This is a genomic window from Saliniramus fredricksonii (assembly GCF_900094735.1).
Classification (GTDB): Bacteria; Pseudomonadota; Alphaproteobacteria; order Rhizobiales; family Beijerinckiaceae; genus Saliniramus; species Saliniramus fredricksonii.
This window is the reverse complement of sequence record NZ_FMBM01000002.1, coordinates 139,839-154,013: the sequence shown is the minus strand read 5'-3', so window position 1 is coordinate 154,013 and position 14,175 is coordinate 139,839. Positions and strand designations below refer to the sequence as shown.

17 protein-coding genes are annotated in these 14,175 nt (G+C 62.6%); 8 read left to right on the top strand and 9 right to left on the bottom strand.

The features are described 5' to 3' along the window. Positions 1-13: 13 nt before the first annotated feature. The 3 genes from GA0071312_RS07285 to GA0071312_RS07275 all read right to left on the bottom strand — a co-directional run bounded on the left by GA0071312_RS07285 (position 14) and on the right by GA0071312_RS07275 (position 2,425). A complete protein-coding gene (locus GA0071312_RS07285) occupies positions 14-736 on the bottom strand; it encodes a ribonuclease activity regulator RraA (protein WP_074444413.1) in 723 nt (240 codons plus the stop codon). A gap of 52 nt (positions 737-788) precedes the next feature. Beyond that, on the bottom strand, positions 789-1,697 hold the full coding sequence (locus GA0071312_RS07280; RefSeq protein WP_074444412.1) for a dihydrodipicolinate synthase family protein: 909 nt from the start codon (positions 1,695-1,697) through the stop codon (positions 789-791). Positions 1,698-1,801: 104 nt separating this feature from the next. Continuing rightward, on the bottom strand, positions 1,802-2,425 hold the full coding sequence (locus GA0071312_RS07275) for a PilZ domain-containing protein (protein ID WP_074444411.1): 624 nt from the start codon (positions 2,423-2,425) through the stop codon (positions 1,802-1,804). A gap of 232 nt (positions 2,426-2,657) precedes the next feature. On the opposite strand from GA0071312_RS07275, the gene GA0071312_RS07270 reads away from it, so the two are divergent. The 4 genes from GA0071312_RS07270 (at position 2,658) to alaS (ending at position 7,651) form a co-directional block, all read left to right on the top strand. After that, positions 2,658-3,419 carry a hypothetical protein gene (locus GA0071312_RS07270; protein WP_074444410.1) on the top strand — a complete coding sequence of 254 codons (762 nt, stop codon included), beginning with the start codon at positions 2,658-2,660 and terminating at the stop codon, positions 3,417-3,419. A gap of 268 nt (positions 3,420-3,687) precedes the next feature. After that, complete coding sequence (locus GA0071312_RS20460) at positions 3,688-3,810, top strand: hypothetical protein (RefSeq protein WP_275261967.1); 123 nt, start codon at positions 3,688-3,690, stop codon at positions 3,808-3,810. Between the two features lie 56 nt (positions 3,811-3,866). Next, on the top strand, positions 3,867-4,805 hold the full coding sequence (locus GA0071312_RS19630; protein ID WP_131817736.1) for a hypothetical protein: 939 nt from the start codon (positions 3,867-3,869) through the stop codon (positions 4,803-4,805). Positions 4,806-4,978: 173 nt separating this feature from the next. Next, entirely contained in the window at positions 4,979-7,651 is a 2,673-nt protein-coding gene (gene alaS / locus GA0071312_RS07260) for an alanine--tRNA ligase (protein WP_074444408.1), read from the top strand. Positions 7,652-7,722: 71 nt separating this feature from the next. On the opposite strand, the gene GA0071312_RS07255 is transcribed toward alaS, so the two are convergent. Beyond that, entirely contained in the window at positions 7,723-8,985 is a 1,263-nt protein-coding gene (locus GA0071312_RS07255; protein WP_074445985.1) for a threonine synthase, read from the bottom strand. Positions 8,986-9,108: 123 nt separating this feature from the next. Continuing rightward, positions 9,109-9,306, bottom strand: a complete 198-nt coding sequence (locus tag GA0071312_RS07250; RefSeq protein ID WP_131817735.1) for a hypothetical protein — start codon at positions 9,304-9,306, stop codon at positions 9,109-9,111. Between the two features lie 172 nt (positions 9,307-9,478). Here GA0071312_RS07250 and GA0071312_RS07245 point away from each other — a divergent pair, with 172 nt between their 5' ends. Both GA0071312_RS07245 and GA0071312_RS07240 read left to right on the top strand, forming a co-directional pair. After that, a complete protein-coding gene (locus GA0071312_RS07245) occupies positions 9,479-9,748 on the top strand; it encodes a helix-turn-helix domain-containing protein (protein ID WP_074444406.1) in 270 nt (89 codons plus the stop codon). Positions 9,749-9,831: 83 nt separating this feature from the next. Next, the gene (locus GA0071312_RS07240; RefSeq protein ID WP_083204412.1) at positions 9,832-10,500 is read left to right on the top strand and encodes a septation protein A; all 669 of its coding nucleotides are present in this window, start codon (positions 9,832-9,834) and stop codon (positions 10,498-10,500) included. A 4-nt stretch (positions 10,501-10,504) separates the two neighbouring features. Here the strand turns inward: GA0071312_RS07240 and GA0071312_RS07235 are convergent, their stop codons facing one another. From GA0071312_RS07235 to GA0071312_RS19620, 4 genes are all read right to left on the bottom strand, one after another. Then, on the bottom strand, positions 10,505-10,720 hold the full coding sequence (locus GA0071312_RS07235; RefSeq protein ID WP_074444405.1) for a hypothetical protein: 216 nt from the start codon (positions 10,718-10,720) through the stop codon (positions 10,505-10,507). A 263-nt stretch (positions 10,721-10,983) separates the two neighbouring features. Beyond that, positions 10,984-11,253 (bottom strand): hypothetical protein, encoded by a 270-nt coding sequence (locus GA0071312_RS07230; protein ID WP_074444404.1) that lies wholly within the window; start codon positions 11,251-11,253, stop codon positions 10,984-10,986. Positions 11,254-11,394: 141 nt separating this feature from the next. Continuing rightward, positions 11,395-11,661, bottom strand: a complete 267-nt coding sequence (locus tag GA0071312_RS19625) for a hypothetical protein (protein ID WP_131817734.1) — start codon at positions 11,659-11,661, stop codon at positions 11,395-11,397. Between the two features lie 67 nt (positions 11,662-11,728). Then, positions 11,729-12,106, bottom strand: coding sequence for a hypothetical protein (locus GA0071312_RS19620; RefSeq protein WP_131817733.1), 378 nt, complete (start codon positions 12,104-12,106; stop codon positions 11,729-11,731). Between the two features lie 456 nt (positions 12,107-12,562). Here GA0071312_RS19620 and GA0071312_RS07225 point away from each other — a divergent pair, with 456 nt between their 5' ends. After that, a complete protein-coding gene (locus GA0071312_RS07225) occupies positions 12,563-13,030 on the top strand; it encodes a hypothetical protein (RefSeq protein WP_074444403.1) in 468 nt (155 codons plus the stop codon). A gap of 10 nt (positions 13,031-13,040) precedes the next feature. Next, positions 13,041-14,147 carry a SctD/MshK family protein gene (locus GA0071312_RS07220; protein WP_074444402.1) on the top strand — a complete coding sequence of 369 codons (1,107 nt, stop codon included), beginning with the start codon at positions 13,041-13,043 and terminating at the stop codon, positions 14,145-14,147. Positions 14,148-14,175 lie beyond the last annotated feature (28 nt).

Sequence of the window (14,175 nt, the reverse complement as noted above, 5' to 3'; positions counted from 1 at the left end):
CGCTCAATAAGAGTTAGCGCCCGTTCGCCTCCCGCCAGGCCGCGAAATCCACCTTCGTCTGCGGGTCGGTGGCAGGATAGAGCCCGAGGATCGAGCGCCCGGCGCGGACCTGCTCGGTGACGAAATCCTCGAACGCGGTCATTGCCACGGCCTCGTCGGCGATCTCGTCGGCGATGCCCGCCGGGATTACCACGACGCCCTCGCGGTCCCCCACCACGATGTCACCGGGAAAGACCGGGACATCGCCGCAGCCGATCGGAACGTTGATGTCGATCGCCTGGTGCAGGGTGAGATTGGTGGGGGCGGAAGGCCGGTTGTGATAGGCGGGGATTGCCAGATCGGCGATTTCCGGCGCATCGCGCAGCCCGCCATCGGTAACGATCCCGGCCACGCCGCGCACCATCAGGCGCGTCACCAGGATCGAGCCGGCCGAGGCCGCGCGGGCATCCTTGCGGCTGTCGATCATGAAGACCGAGCCCGCCGGGCATTCCTCGATCGCCTTGCGCTGGGGATGGGCGCGATCCTCGAAGGCGGTGATCGGGTTGAGATCCTCGCGTGCGGGCATGTAGCGCAGGGTGAAGGCCGGTCCGACCATGTTCGGCCCTTCCCGGTTCGGCGCGAGCGGATGCACGTCCTGGATGAACTGGTTGCGCAGGCCGCGCTTGAACAAGGCGGTGCACAGGGTTGCGGTGCTGACATGGGACAGCTTTTCGCAGGTGGTCTCGTTGAGGGCCATCAGCGCCTCCTCCTTGGTTGTTGTCCGCCCGGGCAGAGCGGCGCGAGAGTTTTCAATCGAAGCGGATGCCCCATTGCGCGATCATGGCTTCGAGCCGCTCGCGCTGCTGGTCCGTCAGCGGCCAGGCGGAAGGCGGGCGCGTGGGGCCGCAATCATGGCCGAGCACCTGCAGGGCCGCCTTCACGCCGGTGACGTTGGTGCCGTTCATCTCCTCGGCGCGAATCGCCTCGAACTCGGCCATGCCGTCGATCAGTTCCATGGCGCGCGGATAATCACCCGCCTCCAGCGCGGCATGGATGGCGACGGAGCGCTCAGGCCAGACATTGATCAGCCCGGAGGTGAAGCCGCGCGCCCCCACCGCATAGAGCGGCGGGGCCCAGACCTCGGCCAGACCGCCCACCCAGACGATCTGCGGGTCACAGGCACGCATCGCCTCCGCGAGGCGCAGGGGCGCGGGCGTCGCCCATTTCACGCCCATCACGCCGGGAATGGCGCAAAGCTGGGCGATCGCGGCCGTGCCGATCGCGTCATTGCGCAGATAGAGCATCAGCGGCAGCCCCTCAGCTGCCTCGGCGACCGCCTCGACATAGGCGACGACGCCGCGCGGGGCGACGAAGGGGTCGGGTGGCTGGTGCACCATGATCGCCTGCGCACCCGCCGCCCGCGAAGCTTTGGCGAGGCGTTGTGCATCCTTCACCGAGCGCCCGACCCCGCCGATCAGCGGCACGCGCCCCGCCACATGCTCGGCCGCCGCATGCACCATGCGCTCGGCTTCCTCGATGGTGAGCCCGTAGAATTCGCCGGTATTGCCGTTGGCAACGAGAATATGCACGCCGGCATTCACCGCGCCATCCACGATCGGGGCCAGAAGCTGCGGGGCGAGCCCGTCATCCGCATCGAAAGGTGTGACCAGAATTCCGGATATGCCCGTAAACGCCTGGCGCAGTTGCGCGTGATCCATTGCGATAATCCTCCCCGAAGCCTTCATGTCGTTGGGGAAGAACCTATCACCGGCGCATGGCGGGGAAGTTGCGCAATCCTTCACACCCGGATGGCGTGAAACGCTTACAGACGAATGTCCTCGTTGAACACATCAGCGGGAATGGCTTCATGGAAATGAACGCCGATCGCCTCCTCGGTCGCGCGTACCACGCGCGCGCGCGTCTTGCCGATGGTGAGCATCGTTCCAGGCACGAGGCTCTGCGAAACCGTGAGGCCGGCGCCGGTGCGTGAGAGGTCCAGGACGCGCCCCTTCAGGCGCTGACCGTCGGCCAGGGTGATGAAAACGCTGCGCTTTGACGGCACCAGCCGCTCACCGGCCCGTTCGTCGCCAAGCCCGAGCGCGTCGCGGTTGGCCAGCCAGGTGAGCTGATCGGCCAGATGCAGGCGCTGCCGGCGCGAGGTGATCATCGACATGGCGAAGCCATCCGGCACGTGGCGCACGATCTCCCCTTCGAGGCGCCCCAGCAGCGGCAAATGGCAGACCACCCGCTCGCCGATCGCCCCGATGACCGGCGCCGCCAGCGTCAGATTGCCCGGTGAGATCGAAACACTGCGACAGGGGTGATCCTTGCGATCGGCCAGCATGTAGCGGCCGTCGAGGGCAACATCGACGCGCGCGAAGCGGCGCCGTTCAGCGCCCGGCACGATGGCGGTTTCTCGGGCCGCATGAGGCTCGCCTGCGGTCATGAAGGAACTCCCGTCGAATGAACACGCGCGTGCAAGAATAGGCCGGGCTTCCTTTAAGGAGGCTTAAGCATCGCAGCATTCAGGCAACCACCACCGGAATTACAATCATAAAGAGCATTATTTACCCCCACGCCGCGCAGCAATTCATGAACGGGACTTCCCATTTGCCCAAGCTGGCTTAGCTTGCGGTCTACGGCGCAGCATCCTGCCAGCGCGAGGGAGAAGGCAGACCATGGCGGACGGCAACCCGGAAACGCATCAAGGCGGGCAGCAGATCGCGTATCTGCGCTGGCTGAGCGTATTGTTTTCCGCGCAGACCGGCTGGCTGCGCTTTGCGCTGCAGAGCTTCGCCCTGAGCATGATCGGCCTGCTGCTCGCGACGGGTTTCTACATCCTGACCTACCCCGCCCTGCGCGCAGGGCTCATGGACGATCCCATGCTGCTTAATGCGTTTCTGCGCCAGATCATGGCGAGCGGGCTGCTGATCGTCTTCGTGATCAACGCGATCGGCTTTGCCAACTACCGCGCCTTCGTCACGCGCGGCAATGACGGGCGCAGCACAGCTGCCGTGCTCGGCGCCGATCTGTTCACGCGGGGCTTCCTCTTTTTCGGCATGCACGCGATCAGCTATTATCTCGCAGCTGAATATTACGGTTCTTTCGGCGGCAATCCCCTCATCGCCCTGCAGGTCGTCGCCCCGACCCTCGCGGGCGCGGCCCATATGGGCAATCTCTCGGGAGTCTATCTCTGGGCGACGGCAATCAGCGCCCTGCCCTTCTTCATGGTGGTGCTCGCGCAGGGCACGCGCGGACGCGGACGATTCAACGATCTCACCCGCGCGGCGCTGACCCGGCTGGGGCGCAGTTCCGGGGAGCAAACCCGCCCGGGCTGGCCGCATCTGCTGCTCGCGCTCGTCCTCTTCATCGTCTTCGCCGCCGCCCTCTCAATTTTTGCTGCGCTGCTGGCGCTGATCATCCCGGTGAGCCGGGGGTGAAGGGGGCACGCTCTTCCTATCGCACCGCCTGCCGGCTCGGGCTCTGGCATCCTCTACCCGCATCGTTCACATCCACGGCGACGAGCCGCGGCAGACGTCAATGGACGTTTGACGCACGGGTCACGATTGGTACGCGGGGTGTCTTGTAGCATACCATGATTGCCTTTCGACCATGATTAAGCACCTGGGATTGACTAGAGACCTGCGACCAACTACAATCTTTGATACTCTGGGCTGGCGGTCAGCCCCGCTACGGGAGAATCCGAAAATGTCTGACGAGACCGAGATGCAAGAGGTCCAGGACGCGCTCGACGAGCTCTTGGGGGATGTCGATCCCTGCCTTACCTCACCGGAGTGCAGCGACGTAGCAGATGAAAGCCAGCAAGGTTGATACATAGGCGGGCCGAAATGATTTGGGCCCGCTTTCCGCTCGACTGAGAAGCATTTATGGATAAAACTCCGATATTGCGCATCGATCCCGGGATTACTTCGATCGTTTCAGCGCATATTGCACGCTCCGGCATCGGCTCATTATCCGATCTAGGCATCGCCGGCGACAGTGATGCCGGTCGAGCGGTGCTGGATTACCTCGCAGACGACACACTGCTTGCAAGCCTGGACGACAATGACGGGCCAGGCATGGTTTGCGTTGATATCCAGCTTCCCGAAGCAACGATAGACATGAAGACACGCACACTCAGCTTAGCTTTTATATTTGAAACAATTAATCGAAATATTTTTTCTCCCGCGATTGATTTTAGAAACAATCTTCCTTTTACCGCTTACAAAAGTACGAATAAAATACTTAATGGATTACGTGATGCAGGTGCCAAATTTTACTCACCAGAAATAAAACTCGGATTCCATAATGATGGATTTTTTCAAAATGGAAGCTTTATCATACCTCGCTATGTATCCCTGATTAATCTATTTATTGGATACGACAGCCCGGGGAATTTTTATTGGGCAGACAAACGTTCCTGGCCAGATTGTCAGACCTTTGCCGCTCGGGGTGAACAGCGTCGGTTCCGTTACCGCCCTACACCCATCATCTACGAGAGCACCCTTGAGAACGTGTCCGCGCTGGACTATTTCCGTGAGATTCCCGTGATCTGGAAGAATGGCGACGATATTCATCTGTTTCTCAACGGGGAAATTCTGGACGACGAGAACGGCTTGGTCTCAGATATCCGCACCTCGATCGAAACGCGAGCTCAGCGCAAGTTCGTACCGCAGGCCGTCGGACGGATGATCCTCTTTCGCAACGATCTGGGTTTTCACTCGCGCGACATATTCAAGGACCAGCGCGTGTTCGAAGGAACGACCCGTCTCATGCTGCGGTCGTTTTCGAACCACGGCATCGGATTGCCAGAGGACAGCTTCTGATACCGCGTACATCACTGTGCAAACCCGCGCTTCATGTGTTCGGACGAGACAGCGCGAGGCCTTTGCTGTTGCATGTGTTCAGCACTCTCGACAATGCGCTGCGGTGCCCTTAGAACCGTCGGAACGAGCTTGGGCTCCCCGCCTGGCCACCACGTATACGAACAGAGCAGTACATGAGCGGCGTCAACGAAATCCGGTCAGCCTTCCTGAACTATTTCGCCAAACATGGTCACGAGATCGTAGCGTCGAGTCCGCTCGTGCCACGCAACGATCCGACACTGATGTTTACGGCGGCGGGGATGGTGCAGTTCAAGAACGTCTTCACCGGCGTCGAGCACCGGCCCTATTCGCGCGCTGTGAGCTCGCAGAAATGCGTGCGCGCCGGCGGCAAACATAATGATCTCGACAATGTCGGCTATACCGCGCGCCACCATACATTCTTCGAAATGCTGGGAAATTTCTCCTTCGGCGATTATTTCAAGCCACTCGCCATCGAGCTTGCCTGGAACCTCGTGACGAAGGAATTCGGCCTGCCTGCCGAAAAGCTCCTCGTCACCGTCTATGCCGATGATGATGAAGCTGTCGATCTGTGGAAGAAGGTTGCCGGCCTGCCCGAATCGAAGATCATCCGCATTGCTTCCGACGACAATTTCTGGCGCATGGGCGATACCGGCCCCTGCGGCCCCTGCTCGGAGATCTTCTACGATCACGGCGATCACATCCCCGGCGGCCCGCCCGGCTCGCCCGACGAGGATGGCGATCGCTTCATCGAGATCTGGAACCTCGTCTTCATGCAGTTCGAGCAGCTCGAGAGCGGCGAGCAGATCGCCCTGCCCTCGCCCTCGATCGATACCGGAATGGGGCTCGAGCGCATCTCCGCCGTGATCCAGGGCACGCACGACAATTACGCCACCGACATGATGCGCGCCCTGATCGGGCAGGTGGAGAATTTCACCAATGTCGATGCGGATGGCCCGCAATCGGCCTCGCACCGTGTCATCGCCGACCATCTGCGCGCCTGCTCCTTCCTCGTTGCTGACGGGGTGCTGCCCTCGAACGAGGGACGCGGCTACGTGCTGCGCCGGATCATGCGCCGCGCCATGCGCCATGCCCAGCTGCTCGGCTCACGCGATCCGCTGATGCACCGCCTCGTCCCCGCCCTCGTGCGCGAGATGGGCCAGGCCTTCCCCGAACTGGTGCGCGCCGAAGGCCTGATCGAGGAGACGCTGCTGCTTGAAGAACGCCGTTTTCGCAAGACGCTGGAGCGCGGGCTCGGCCTGCTGGAAGAAGCCGCGCAGGGGCTCGGCAGCGGCGACCAGCTCCCCGGCGAGACCGCCTTCACGCTCTACGACACCTACGGCTTCCCCCTTGATCTGACTCAGGACGCCCTGCGCAATCGCGGGGTGGCGGTCGATCTCGCCGGCTTCGAGGCGGCGATGGAAGCCCAGCGCGAGCGCGCCCGCGCCGCCTGGGCTGGCTCCGGCGAGGCCGCGACGGAGACGGTCTGGTTCGGCGTGCGCGAGCGCGTCGGCGCCACCGATTTCCTCGGCTACGATACCGAGAAGGCGGAAGGCGTCGTGCGCGCACTGTTGCGCCAGGGCGAGGAGGTCGATGCGCTGGCCTCGGGCGAAAGCGGTCTCGTGGTGCTGAACCAGACCCCGTTCTACGGCGAATCCGGCGGCCAGGTCGGCGATACCGGCACGATCGCGGCACCGGGCATTCGCGCCCGCGTGACGCAGACGGAGAAAAAACTCGGCGATCTCTTCGTGCATCACGTCACCGTGGAGGAAGGCAGCCTGCGCAGCGGCCAGCCGGTCGAGCTCACAGTCGATCACGCCCGTCGCGCCGCCATCCGCGCCAACCATTCCGCGACGCATCTGCTGCACGAGGCCCTGCGGCTCGTGCTCGGCGATCACGTTGCCCAGAAAGGTTCGCTGGTCGCACCCGAGCGGCTGCGCTTCGATATCAGTCATCCCAAGCCGATGAGCGATGAAGAGCTGGCGCAGGTGGAGCGCCTGACCAATGCGCTGGTGCTCCAGAACGCCCCGGTTACCACCAAGCTGATGGCGGTGGACGAGGCGATCGAATCCGGTGCGCGCGCCCTGTTCGGCGAGAAATACGGTGACGAGGTGCGCGTCGTCTCCATGGGCAGCTATCCGGAAGAGTTTGCCCCGGAAGGCGCGGCAAAGCCGTTCTCCATCGAATTGTGCGGCGGCACCCATGCCCGGCGCACCGGCGATATCGGCCTCGTCTCGATCGTGGCGGAAGGGGCGGTCTCCGCCGGCGTGCGGCGGATCGAGGCGCTGACCGGTGATGCCGCGCGCGATCACCTCACCCGCGAGAGCCGCAATCTGCGCACGATCGCGGGCCTGCTCAAGACCAGCGTCGAGGATGCCCCGACCCGGCTCGCCTCCCTGCTCGAAGAGCGCCGCAAGCTCGAACGCGATCTCGCGGAAGCGCGCAGGAAGCTCGCGCTTGGCGGCGGCGGTGGTGACGGCGCGGCGGAGGCCGTGCGCGACGTCGCCGGCGTGAAATTCCTCGGTCGCAGCGTCACCGGCGTCGAGATGAAGGATCTCAAGAGCCTCGCCGACGACGCCAAGCGCAAGATCGGCTCGGGCATCGTCGCCATTGTCGGCGTATCTGATGACGGCAAGGCCGGCATCGTCGTGGGCGTCACCAAAGATCTGACCGAGCGCTTCGATGCGGTCACGCTGGTGCGTGCGGGCTCCGCCGCACTCGGCGGCAAGGGCGGCGGCGGACGTCCCGACATGGCCCAGGCCGGCGGGCCGGACGGGGCGAAGGCCGATGCGGCAATCGAGGCGGTGGCGTCGGCTCTGGAGAGCTGATCCGCTCTGAGTTATTCCCTGGCGCATCATTTTTATCCGTCAGCCGGTATCCACCTGACGGAATGATGCTCTCAACCGAAGCGCGCGTAATCGATCGGCTGATGCCGGTCGAGGCTCTGCTCGGCGCGCGGCAGCGGGTATTTCAGCCCGGTGGCGCAGTTGAACAGCATCACCCGCTCGTGCTTGCCGATCCGCCCTTCCGCGAGCGAACGCTTGTAAGCCGCCCAGGTCGCAGCGCCTTCCGGGCAGAGCAGCAGCCCCTCCGTCTGCGCCACTTCCGCAAGGCCTTGCGTGATCTCCCGGTCCGAGACCGCCATGGCATAGCCGTTGCTCTCGCGCACCGCGCGCAGGATCAGGAAATCGCCGACGGCCTGCGGCACGCGCACGCCCCAGGCGATGGTCTGCGCATCCTCCCAGCGCGGCGCGTGTTCCTCGCCCGCCTCATAGGCCCTGACGATCGGTGCGCAGCCCTCGGCCTGAACCGCGATCATGCGCGGGCGCTTCGAGCCGATGAAGCCGATCTTCTCCAACTCGTCGAAGGCCTTCCACATGCCGATCAGGCCGGTGCCGCCGCCGGTGGGATAGAAGATCGCATCGGGGACCTCCCAGCCGAGCTGCTCGGCAAGTTCCAGCCCCATCGTCTTCTTGCCCTCGATCCGGTAGGGCTCCTTCAGCGTGGAGAAGTCGAACCAGCCGGCTTCCTCCTTGCCCTGGCCGACGATCTTGCCGCAATCGTCGATCAGCCCGTTGACGCGGTAGACGTCCGAACCCTGGATCGCGATCTCGGAAATGTTCACCTCCGGCGTATCCTCCGGGCAGAAAACCGTGGTGCGAATGCCCGCGCGCGTCGCATAGGCCGAGAGGGCGGCGCCGGCATTGCCGTTCGTGGGCATGGCGATATGGCGGATGCCGAAGGCTTTCGCCATGGAGACGGCCATGACGAGGCCGCGTGCCTTGAACGAACCGGTCGGCAGGCGGCCCTCCTCCTTGACCAGAATCTCGCCGCTGCCGAGCTTCTCGGACAGACGCGGCAGCGGGATCAGCGGCGTGGCATTCTCGCCGAGACTGACAATGTCCTCGGTTCGGCGCACGGGCAGCAATTCGCGATACCGCCACAGATCCTGCGGGCGAGCAGTGAGCGCAGCCTTGTCGAGCGCCTTGCGCACGCCGTCGAGATCGTAGCGCACCAGAAGCGGGCGGCCGACGCGCGAGAGATTGTGCGGCGTATCCGCTTCATAGATCTCCCCGGTCATGGCGCATTCGAGATGCGTCACGAAGGTGGGGCGTGCCTCGGTCAGGTTGAGATCGTGGGGTATGCCGGATGGCTGTGTCATGGTCGGCTCCTGTTGCGCGCGTCCCATCATCGCCATGACGGGCGCGGCGGTCCACGGGGCAAACCGCCCGGGCGCTGCGGAGAAATCCACGCATGCATGAAGCCGCGCCGATCGAGGGCGGGTTCAACCCGTCTCGAGGCGCGCCTTGATGGCCTGCAGCAGCCGGACGCTGCGCGCATCCTCGCATAGACGCGCGCCCTGGATCTGCTCGCGCACGACCTGCACGGCGCGCGAACCGAAACGCGCGCGGTAGCGCCCGGCGAGTATCTCGATACGCGCAGGATCACAGCGTTGCAATCTGCGCTTGAGGGCACTACTCATGATAAGCAGCGCGGCACCCGGCAGAATTGCACCAAGAAACAGTGCCGCCACAACGGGAATCAGGCAGGGATCGCTCATTCGTGATGACTATAATCTACAGATCATCGCAACAAGCGAAATGTGACGTTGAATCTGTAGACCTTTGGTCGACAAACTGGCGCTTGCATCGGGCATGAGCCGCCTCAGACAGATCCTCGGTCGCAACCTTCGGCTCGCCCGCAATCGCCTGAAGCTGTCGCAGGAGGTGCTTGCCGGCGAGTCCGGCGTCGATCGCACCTATGTGTCGGGGATCGAGCGCGGCCTGCGCAACCCTTCCGTCGATCTGATCGAGAAGCTCGCCGGCGCGCTGGGCGTGACCGCAGCGGATCTGATCACCGACCCGGCGCCGGAAAGCCTGCGTCGCAAGCCGGACGAAGACGCCGAGGCGGAGGCATCCGGCTGAAACCCGGTCGCATCGCGCAGCCGTGATCACGCATGCCTGCGCGCCCCTTCCCTCGCGCGCCCGGACGGGCTAGAGATGCGCGCATGATCCGCACCGAAGACCCGGCCCATCCGGCCCCGCTGAACCCGCTGCTCAAGCTCGCGCTCGAGATGGGGCCGCTCGTCATCTTCTTCTTCGTCAACCAGCGCGGCGATATCTTCGCCGCGACGGCTTTGTTCACCGTGGCAACCGTGATCGCGCTCGCCATTCATTACGCGCTGGTGCGCAAATTACCCGTGATGCCACTGGTATCCGCCGTGGTTGTCGTCGTGTTCGGCGGGCTGACGCTGCTCTTGCAGGACGAGCTCTTCATCAAGCTCAAACCCACCATCGTGAATACCCTGTTCGGGATCGTGCTGCTGGTCGGGCTGTATTTCGGCAAGCCGCTTCTGACGGTGGTGCTCGATTCGGTCTTCAAGCTGACCGATGAGGGCTGGAACAAGCTCACCTTCCGCTGGGGGCTGTTCTTCTTTTTCCTCGCCGCGATCAACGAGGTGGTCTGGCGCACGCAGACGACGGATTTCTGGGTGAGCTTCAAGGTCTTCGGCATCATGCCGATCACCATCATCTTCGCGCTGGCGCAGACGCCGCTCTTGATGCGCCACGAATTGCCGGAGGACGGCGCGGGCGGGGACGCGGCTTCGGATGACGCGGCACCTGATCAGCCCGCAGCACCTCCCGCACCGCCCTCGCGCAACGACGCTTCACCCTGAAGCCTCAGCTGCGATAGACCATCGCGTCGAGCTGCTGCATGAGTTTGCGGTTGGCTTCGCGGCGTTCTTCCCAGGCTTCCATATCGGCGCGCACTTCCTTCATCACCGCGTTGGGATTCTCGGGAGAGCCGGGGAGCTTTCGCGCGACCGCGCGGGAGGGGGATTCGGCGGCTGTGGGCAGGGCTTCCCTGAAGCCGAAATCCTGGACGGCGAGGCCCATCGCCTCGCGGAAGACGGCACGGTCGCGCGCGACCTGCGCGCGCGTTTCATCAGCAGCGGAAGGGCCGGACGCGGAAGAACCCGTCCCCGGTGCCGGGGCGGGTGTGGCGGGTTGCGACGGGGCTCCCGGGGCCGGCCTCGTCGGTTCAGGCGGCCCGTGGACCGGACGCGTCCGGAGTTCAGCCAGATAGCTCGGGTTCGCGCCTGCGAAGGATCCGGAAGAGAGCACACCACCCGACATGAGAGATCACCCGCTGGTTGCGCCTACTGGCGATAGAGCATCTGGATGCCCTGCGGACGCTTGGCGAAATCCTGGTTCTGCGCTTCGACGGAGGTATCGAGCCCCTTGCGCTGCCCGGTATTGGCATTGATCGTGAGGCTGGTCTTCATCGATTCCTGGGTGTTGATATTGTCCGCCGTACGCATGGCCGACTGGAAGGCCTGATTCTGCGCGACGACGCTGGACAATTGTTCCAGCATTGCCGACGTGGTGTCGGTCGTCACCGAGGACGTATTACCGATTCCCTCCGCCATGTCGCTTTCCCCTGCATGCGTCACTTGTGAACCTGCGATGCATGGTTGCGGCGATGGGGCAGAGAGTCAATGAAGGATTAATGGATCGGGGGTTGGGTGTGAGGATAGGGTTAATGGGCTGGGGTGGTAGGAGGTGAGGCGTCAGCCGTAGTGGCGCATCCAGCTTTCAATCTGGTCGTATTTCTCTGCGTATTGGTCGATTTGCCCTTGTATGATTGTGTGATTCGTCTGACCATAAGTACGTTGAAGGGCGGTTTGCTGTTGAGATTTATCTACAAGGTTTTCTATCGCTCCCGCATATAAACTGAACGCAGTTGAATATTCTGCAGAATTAATAATCGCCTTCCGTAATTCATCAGCTCGTTCGTTCGCCCTTTCTATTCGCGATCGGATGTCGAAACTGGACATTTTTACTCTCCTAGGATCTACAATAAGTGTGCGGGCAATAAACTGCCCGCACACACAGTTTTAATGGTTATGCACCGAACAATGATGCGAAAAATTCTTTATCTCCCTCGGCCATGGCCTGAGTAGTCTCATCAATAGTATCCCTAACGGTGTTTCCTCGCTCAATCTCGGTCCTCGTGTCAGTAATGATATCATCAGCTGCATCACCGGCTACTGATGTAGTCACACTGTTACCCGTATCGTGAGCTAAAAGACCCAATTGATCAGCAGTATCTTGCCCAGAAAGTTCCATCTGCTCCTCAACGGAGAGACCCGGAGGACCATTTTGCCCGGTGAGATTCCCAACCGCATTCTGTATAAAATCCCCACCCGGAAGATTCTCAGTAATTGAACCCAATGCACCGTTAAAGGCACCGCCAGCGATATCTGCCAAAAAACCAATCATTGTGATGTCTCCTTTTCAAATATATACATTTAATTCCTATCAAACTTTTAAAGTTATGTCAATAAAAAGTTTTATATATATAAAAATTATATTTTCAAAATTTTACATAATTAAAAATTATTCTTGAAATTAACCAAAATGCACAATCCTCGCTAGTATGCTTCACTGCAGCACACATGACCTCTATGACGGCAAGCGATAAAGAGCGCGACATTGGCACGTAACGGGTACAGGCTCCCTATATTGGTATTCTTCGCCAGTCTTGGCATGGCCGGCTGGTCGGGAGATCGTGCCGAAGCTTTTCTGCCATTGACGCATGGTGATCACGGTACAACGCAGACACGCCCCGTCACTCCGGAGCAGCCAGGTGACGCTGGCGAAAAACCAATTGTTCGCTTCAACCAAGCCGACACCCACACCCCCCCCCACCACGAAAAGCTCACCACCGACATCCTCATGCATGTCACCGAGCGCCCGCTTGCCGATCTGCTCAACGATCTCGCCCGCATTGCCGGTTTGCGCATGCGTCTCAATGACCGGCTGGAGCGCGAGATCGTCAGCCGACAGCGGCTGGAGGGGACGCTGGAGGAAATCCTCGACGGGCTCGGAGCCGATTTCAATCTGGTCTGGTTCGCCGAGCGGGATCTGATCGACATTGCCCGCGCCGATACGGCGACGGTGAAGACCTTCCAGATCGGGCGCACCAGCGACCGGCAGATCCGCGATGCGATCGCCCGGTTCGGGCTGGTCAATGCGGATTTCGCGCTGGAGGTGGACGAATCGAACGGCATTGCCCGCGTCTTCGCGCCGCCGCGTCTCTCGGCGCGCATCGAATCGATCATCGTCGGCCTGCGCGCGCCCGTCGAGATCGACACACCGGTCGAGGTGATCCGCTTCGGCCAGCGCGCCCGTTCCGGCGAGTGACGGGGGCGCCATGCTTGCAGCCCTGAAAAACCGCCTGCGCCCGGCGCCCGATCCTCCTGATCCGCGGGATGATGCCGGGCTCACGCCGGATGATCTGCCCGATGCCGCGCGCGTCGAGGCCGAGTTGCGCGCGGCTGCGGCCACGGTAGCTCCGCGCGAGGGCGATTTTCGCATCATTGTGAGCGATCGCGGCGCGGCCTGCTTCGAGGATCGTTTCGATGCCGGCGAGATCATTGTGGGCGCCGACCCGGAATGCGATGTCGTGATCACCGATATCGACGCGCCGGAAGTGCTGGTGATCCGGCTGGAGCGCATCGGCTCGGCGGGAATGATCACGCTCACCGCCCTGTGCAATGGCGTGACGGCGCGCGAGCGGGAATTGCCCGTCGGGCGCCCGGTCCAGTTTCCCGACCGGGCACAATTTGCGATCGCCTCGGATTATGCCTTCAGCATCGATCTCGCACCGCGCCGCCAGAAGCTGGCCAAAGCACCTTCCGGCCCCGCCGTGCTGCTCACCGGCGCGCTGCTGCTTGCGCTGGCCGGTTGGCTGCTCTCGACACCACTGCCGCGACCGGAAACACCCGCACAGTTCCCGACGTCTCCGCAGGCCGAGCGCGCCGCGCCGGATCTTTCCGAAGCGACCGCGCCGTCGGAGCCTTCGCGCCTGCGCAGCGTCACGCCGATTCCGCCCGCAGATCTCGCGGCGCCGGACGAAGCGGATGCGCCGGTCAATCTGGCCAACGCTACCCAGCGCCTGCAAGCGCGGCTCCTCGATGCCAATCTCGTGCCACCGCTCGTCGTGGCACCCGAGGCCGATGGCATTCTCGTCAGCGGCGCCCTGAGCGCTGGCGAGCGCGAGCGCGCCATTGACGTGATGCGCGCCTTTCAGGATGGTACAGTCGCCACGATCACCATGGAAATCACCGCCGAGCCCCGCGAGGATCCTTTCTTCTCCGCAGTGGTGCTGCGCCCCGAGACCTTCGCCATTGGCGCGGATGGACAGCGCTACGGCGAGGGGCAGCGGCTGCCCGATGGCGGGCGGATCGAAAAAATCGACGAAAACGCCATTGTTGTTAACCGGGACGGACTACTTGAGCGTGTAAGCTACGCCTGGTAGAAATCGCGAACCGGGGACAATTCTCGCG

What these genes read in the sequence shown, in the direction of transcription:
- GA0071312_RS07230 (WP_074444404.1), bottom strand. Translation starts at nt 11,253, where the DNA reads ATGGCGGAGGGAATCGGTAATACGTCCTCGGTGACGACCGACACCACG.
- alaS (WP_074444408.1), top strand. Translation starts at nt 4,979, where the DNA reads ATGAGCGGCGTCAACGAAATCCGGTCAGCCTTCCTGAACTATTTCGCC.
- GA0071312_RS19630 (WP_131817736.1), top strand. Translation starts at nt 3,867, where the DNA reads ATGGATAAAACTCCGATATTGCGCATCGATCCCGGGATTACTTCGATC.
- GA0071312_RS07285 (WP_074444413.1), bottom strand. Translation starts at nt 736, where the DNA reads ATGGCCCTCAACGAGACCACCTGCGAAAAGCTGTCCCATGTCAGCACC.
- GA0071312_RS07275 (WP_074444411.1), bottom strand. Translation starts at nt 2,425, where the DNA reads ATGACCGCAGGCGAGCCTCATGCGGCCCGAGAAACCGCCATCGTGCCG.
- GA0071312_RS07245 (WP_074444406.1), top strand. Translation starts at nt 9,479, where the DNA reads ATGAGCCGCCTCAGACAGATCCTCGGTCGCAACCTTCGGCTCGCCCGC.
- GA0071312_RS07250 (WP_131817735.1), bottom strand. Translation starts at nt 9,306, where the DNA reads ATGAGTAGTGCCCTCAAGCGCAGATTGCAACGCTGTGATCCTGCGCGT.
- GA0071312_RS19620 (WP_131817733.1), bottom strand. Translation starts at nt 12,106, where the DNA reads ATGATTGGTTTTTTGGCAGATATCGCTGGCGGTGCCTTTAACGGTGCA.
- GA0071312_RS07280 (WP_074444412.1), bottom strand. Translation starts at nt 1,697, where the DNA reads ATGGATCACGCGCAACTGCGCCAGGCGTTTACGGGCATATCCGGAATT.
- GA0071312_RS07235 (WP_074444405.1), bottom strand. Translation starts at nt 10,720, where the DNA reads ATGGGCCTCGCCGTCCAGGATTTCGGCTTCAGGGAAGCCCTGCCCACA.
- GA0071312_RS07255 (WP_074445985.1), bottom strand. Translation starts at nt 8,985, where the DNA reads ATGACACAGCCATCCGGCATACCCCACGATCTCAACCTGACCGAGGCA.
- GA0071312_RS19625 (WP_131817734.1), bottom strand. Translation starts at nt 11,661, where the DNA reads ATGTCCAGTTTCGACATCCGATCGCGAATAGAAAGGGCGAACGAACGA.
- GA0071312_RS07240 (WP_083204412.1), top strand. Translation starts at nt 9,832, where the DNA reads ATGATCCGCACCGAAGACCCGGCCCATCCGGCCCCGCTGAACCCGCTG.
- GA0071312_RS07225 (WP_074444403.1), top strand. Translation starts at nt 12,563, where the DNA reads ATGCATGTCACCGAGCGCCCGCTTGCCGATCTGCTCAACGATCTCGCC.
- GA0071312_RS07220 (WP_074444402.1), top strand. Translation starts at nt 13,041, where the DNA reads ATGCTTGCAGCCCTGAAAAACCGCCTGCGCCCGGCGCCCGATCCTCCT.
- GA0071312_RS07270 (WP_074444410.1), top strand. Translation starts at nt 2,658, where the DNA reads ATGGCGGACGGCAACCCGGAAACGCATCAAGGCGGGCAGCAGATCGCG.
- GA0071312_RS20460 (WP_275261967.1), top strand. Translation starts at nt 3,688, where the DNA reads ATGTCTGACGAGACCGAGATGCAAGAGGTCCAGGACGCGCTCGACGAG.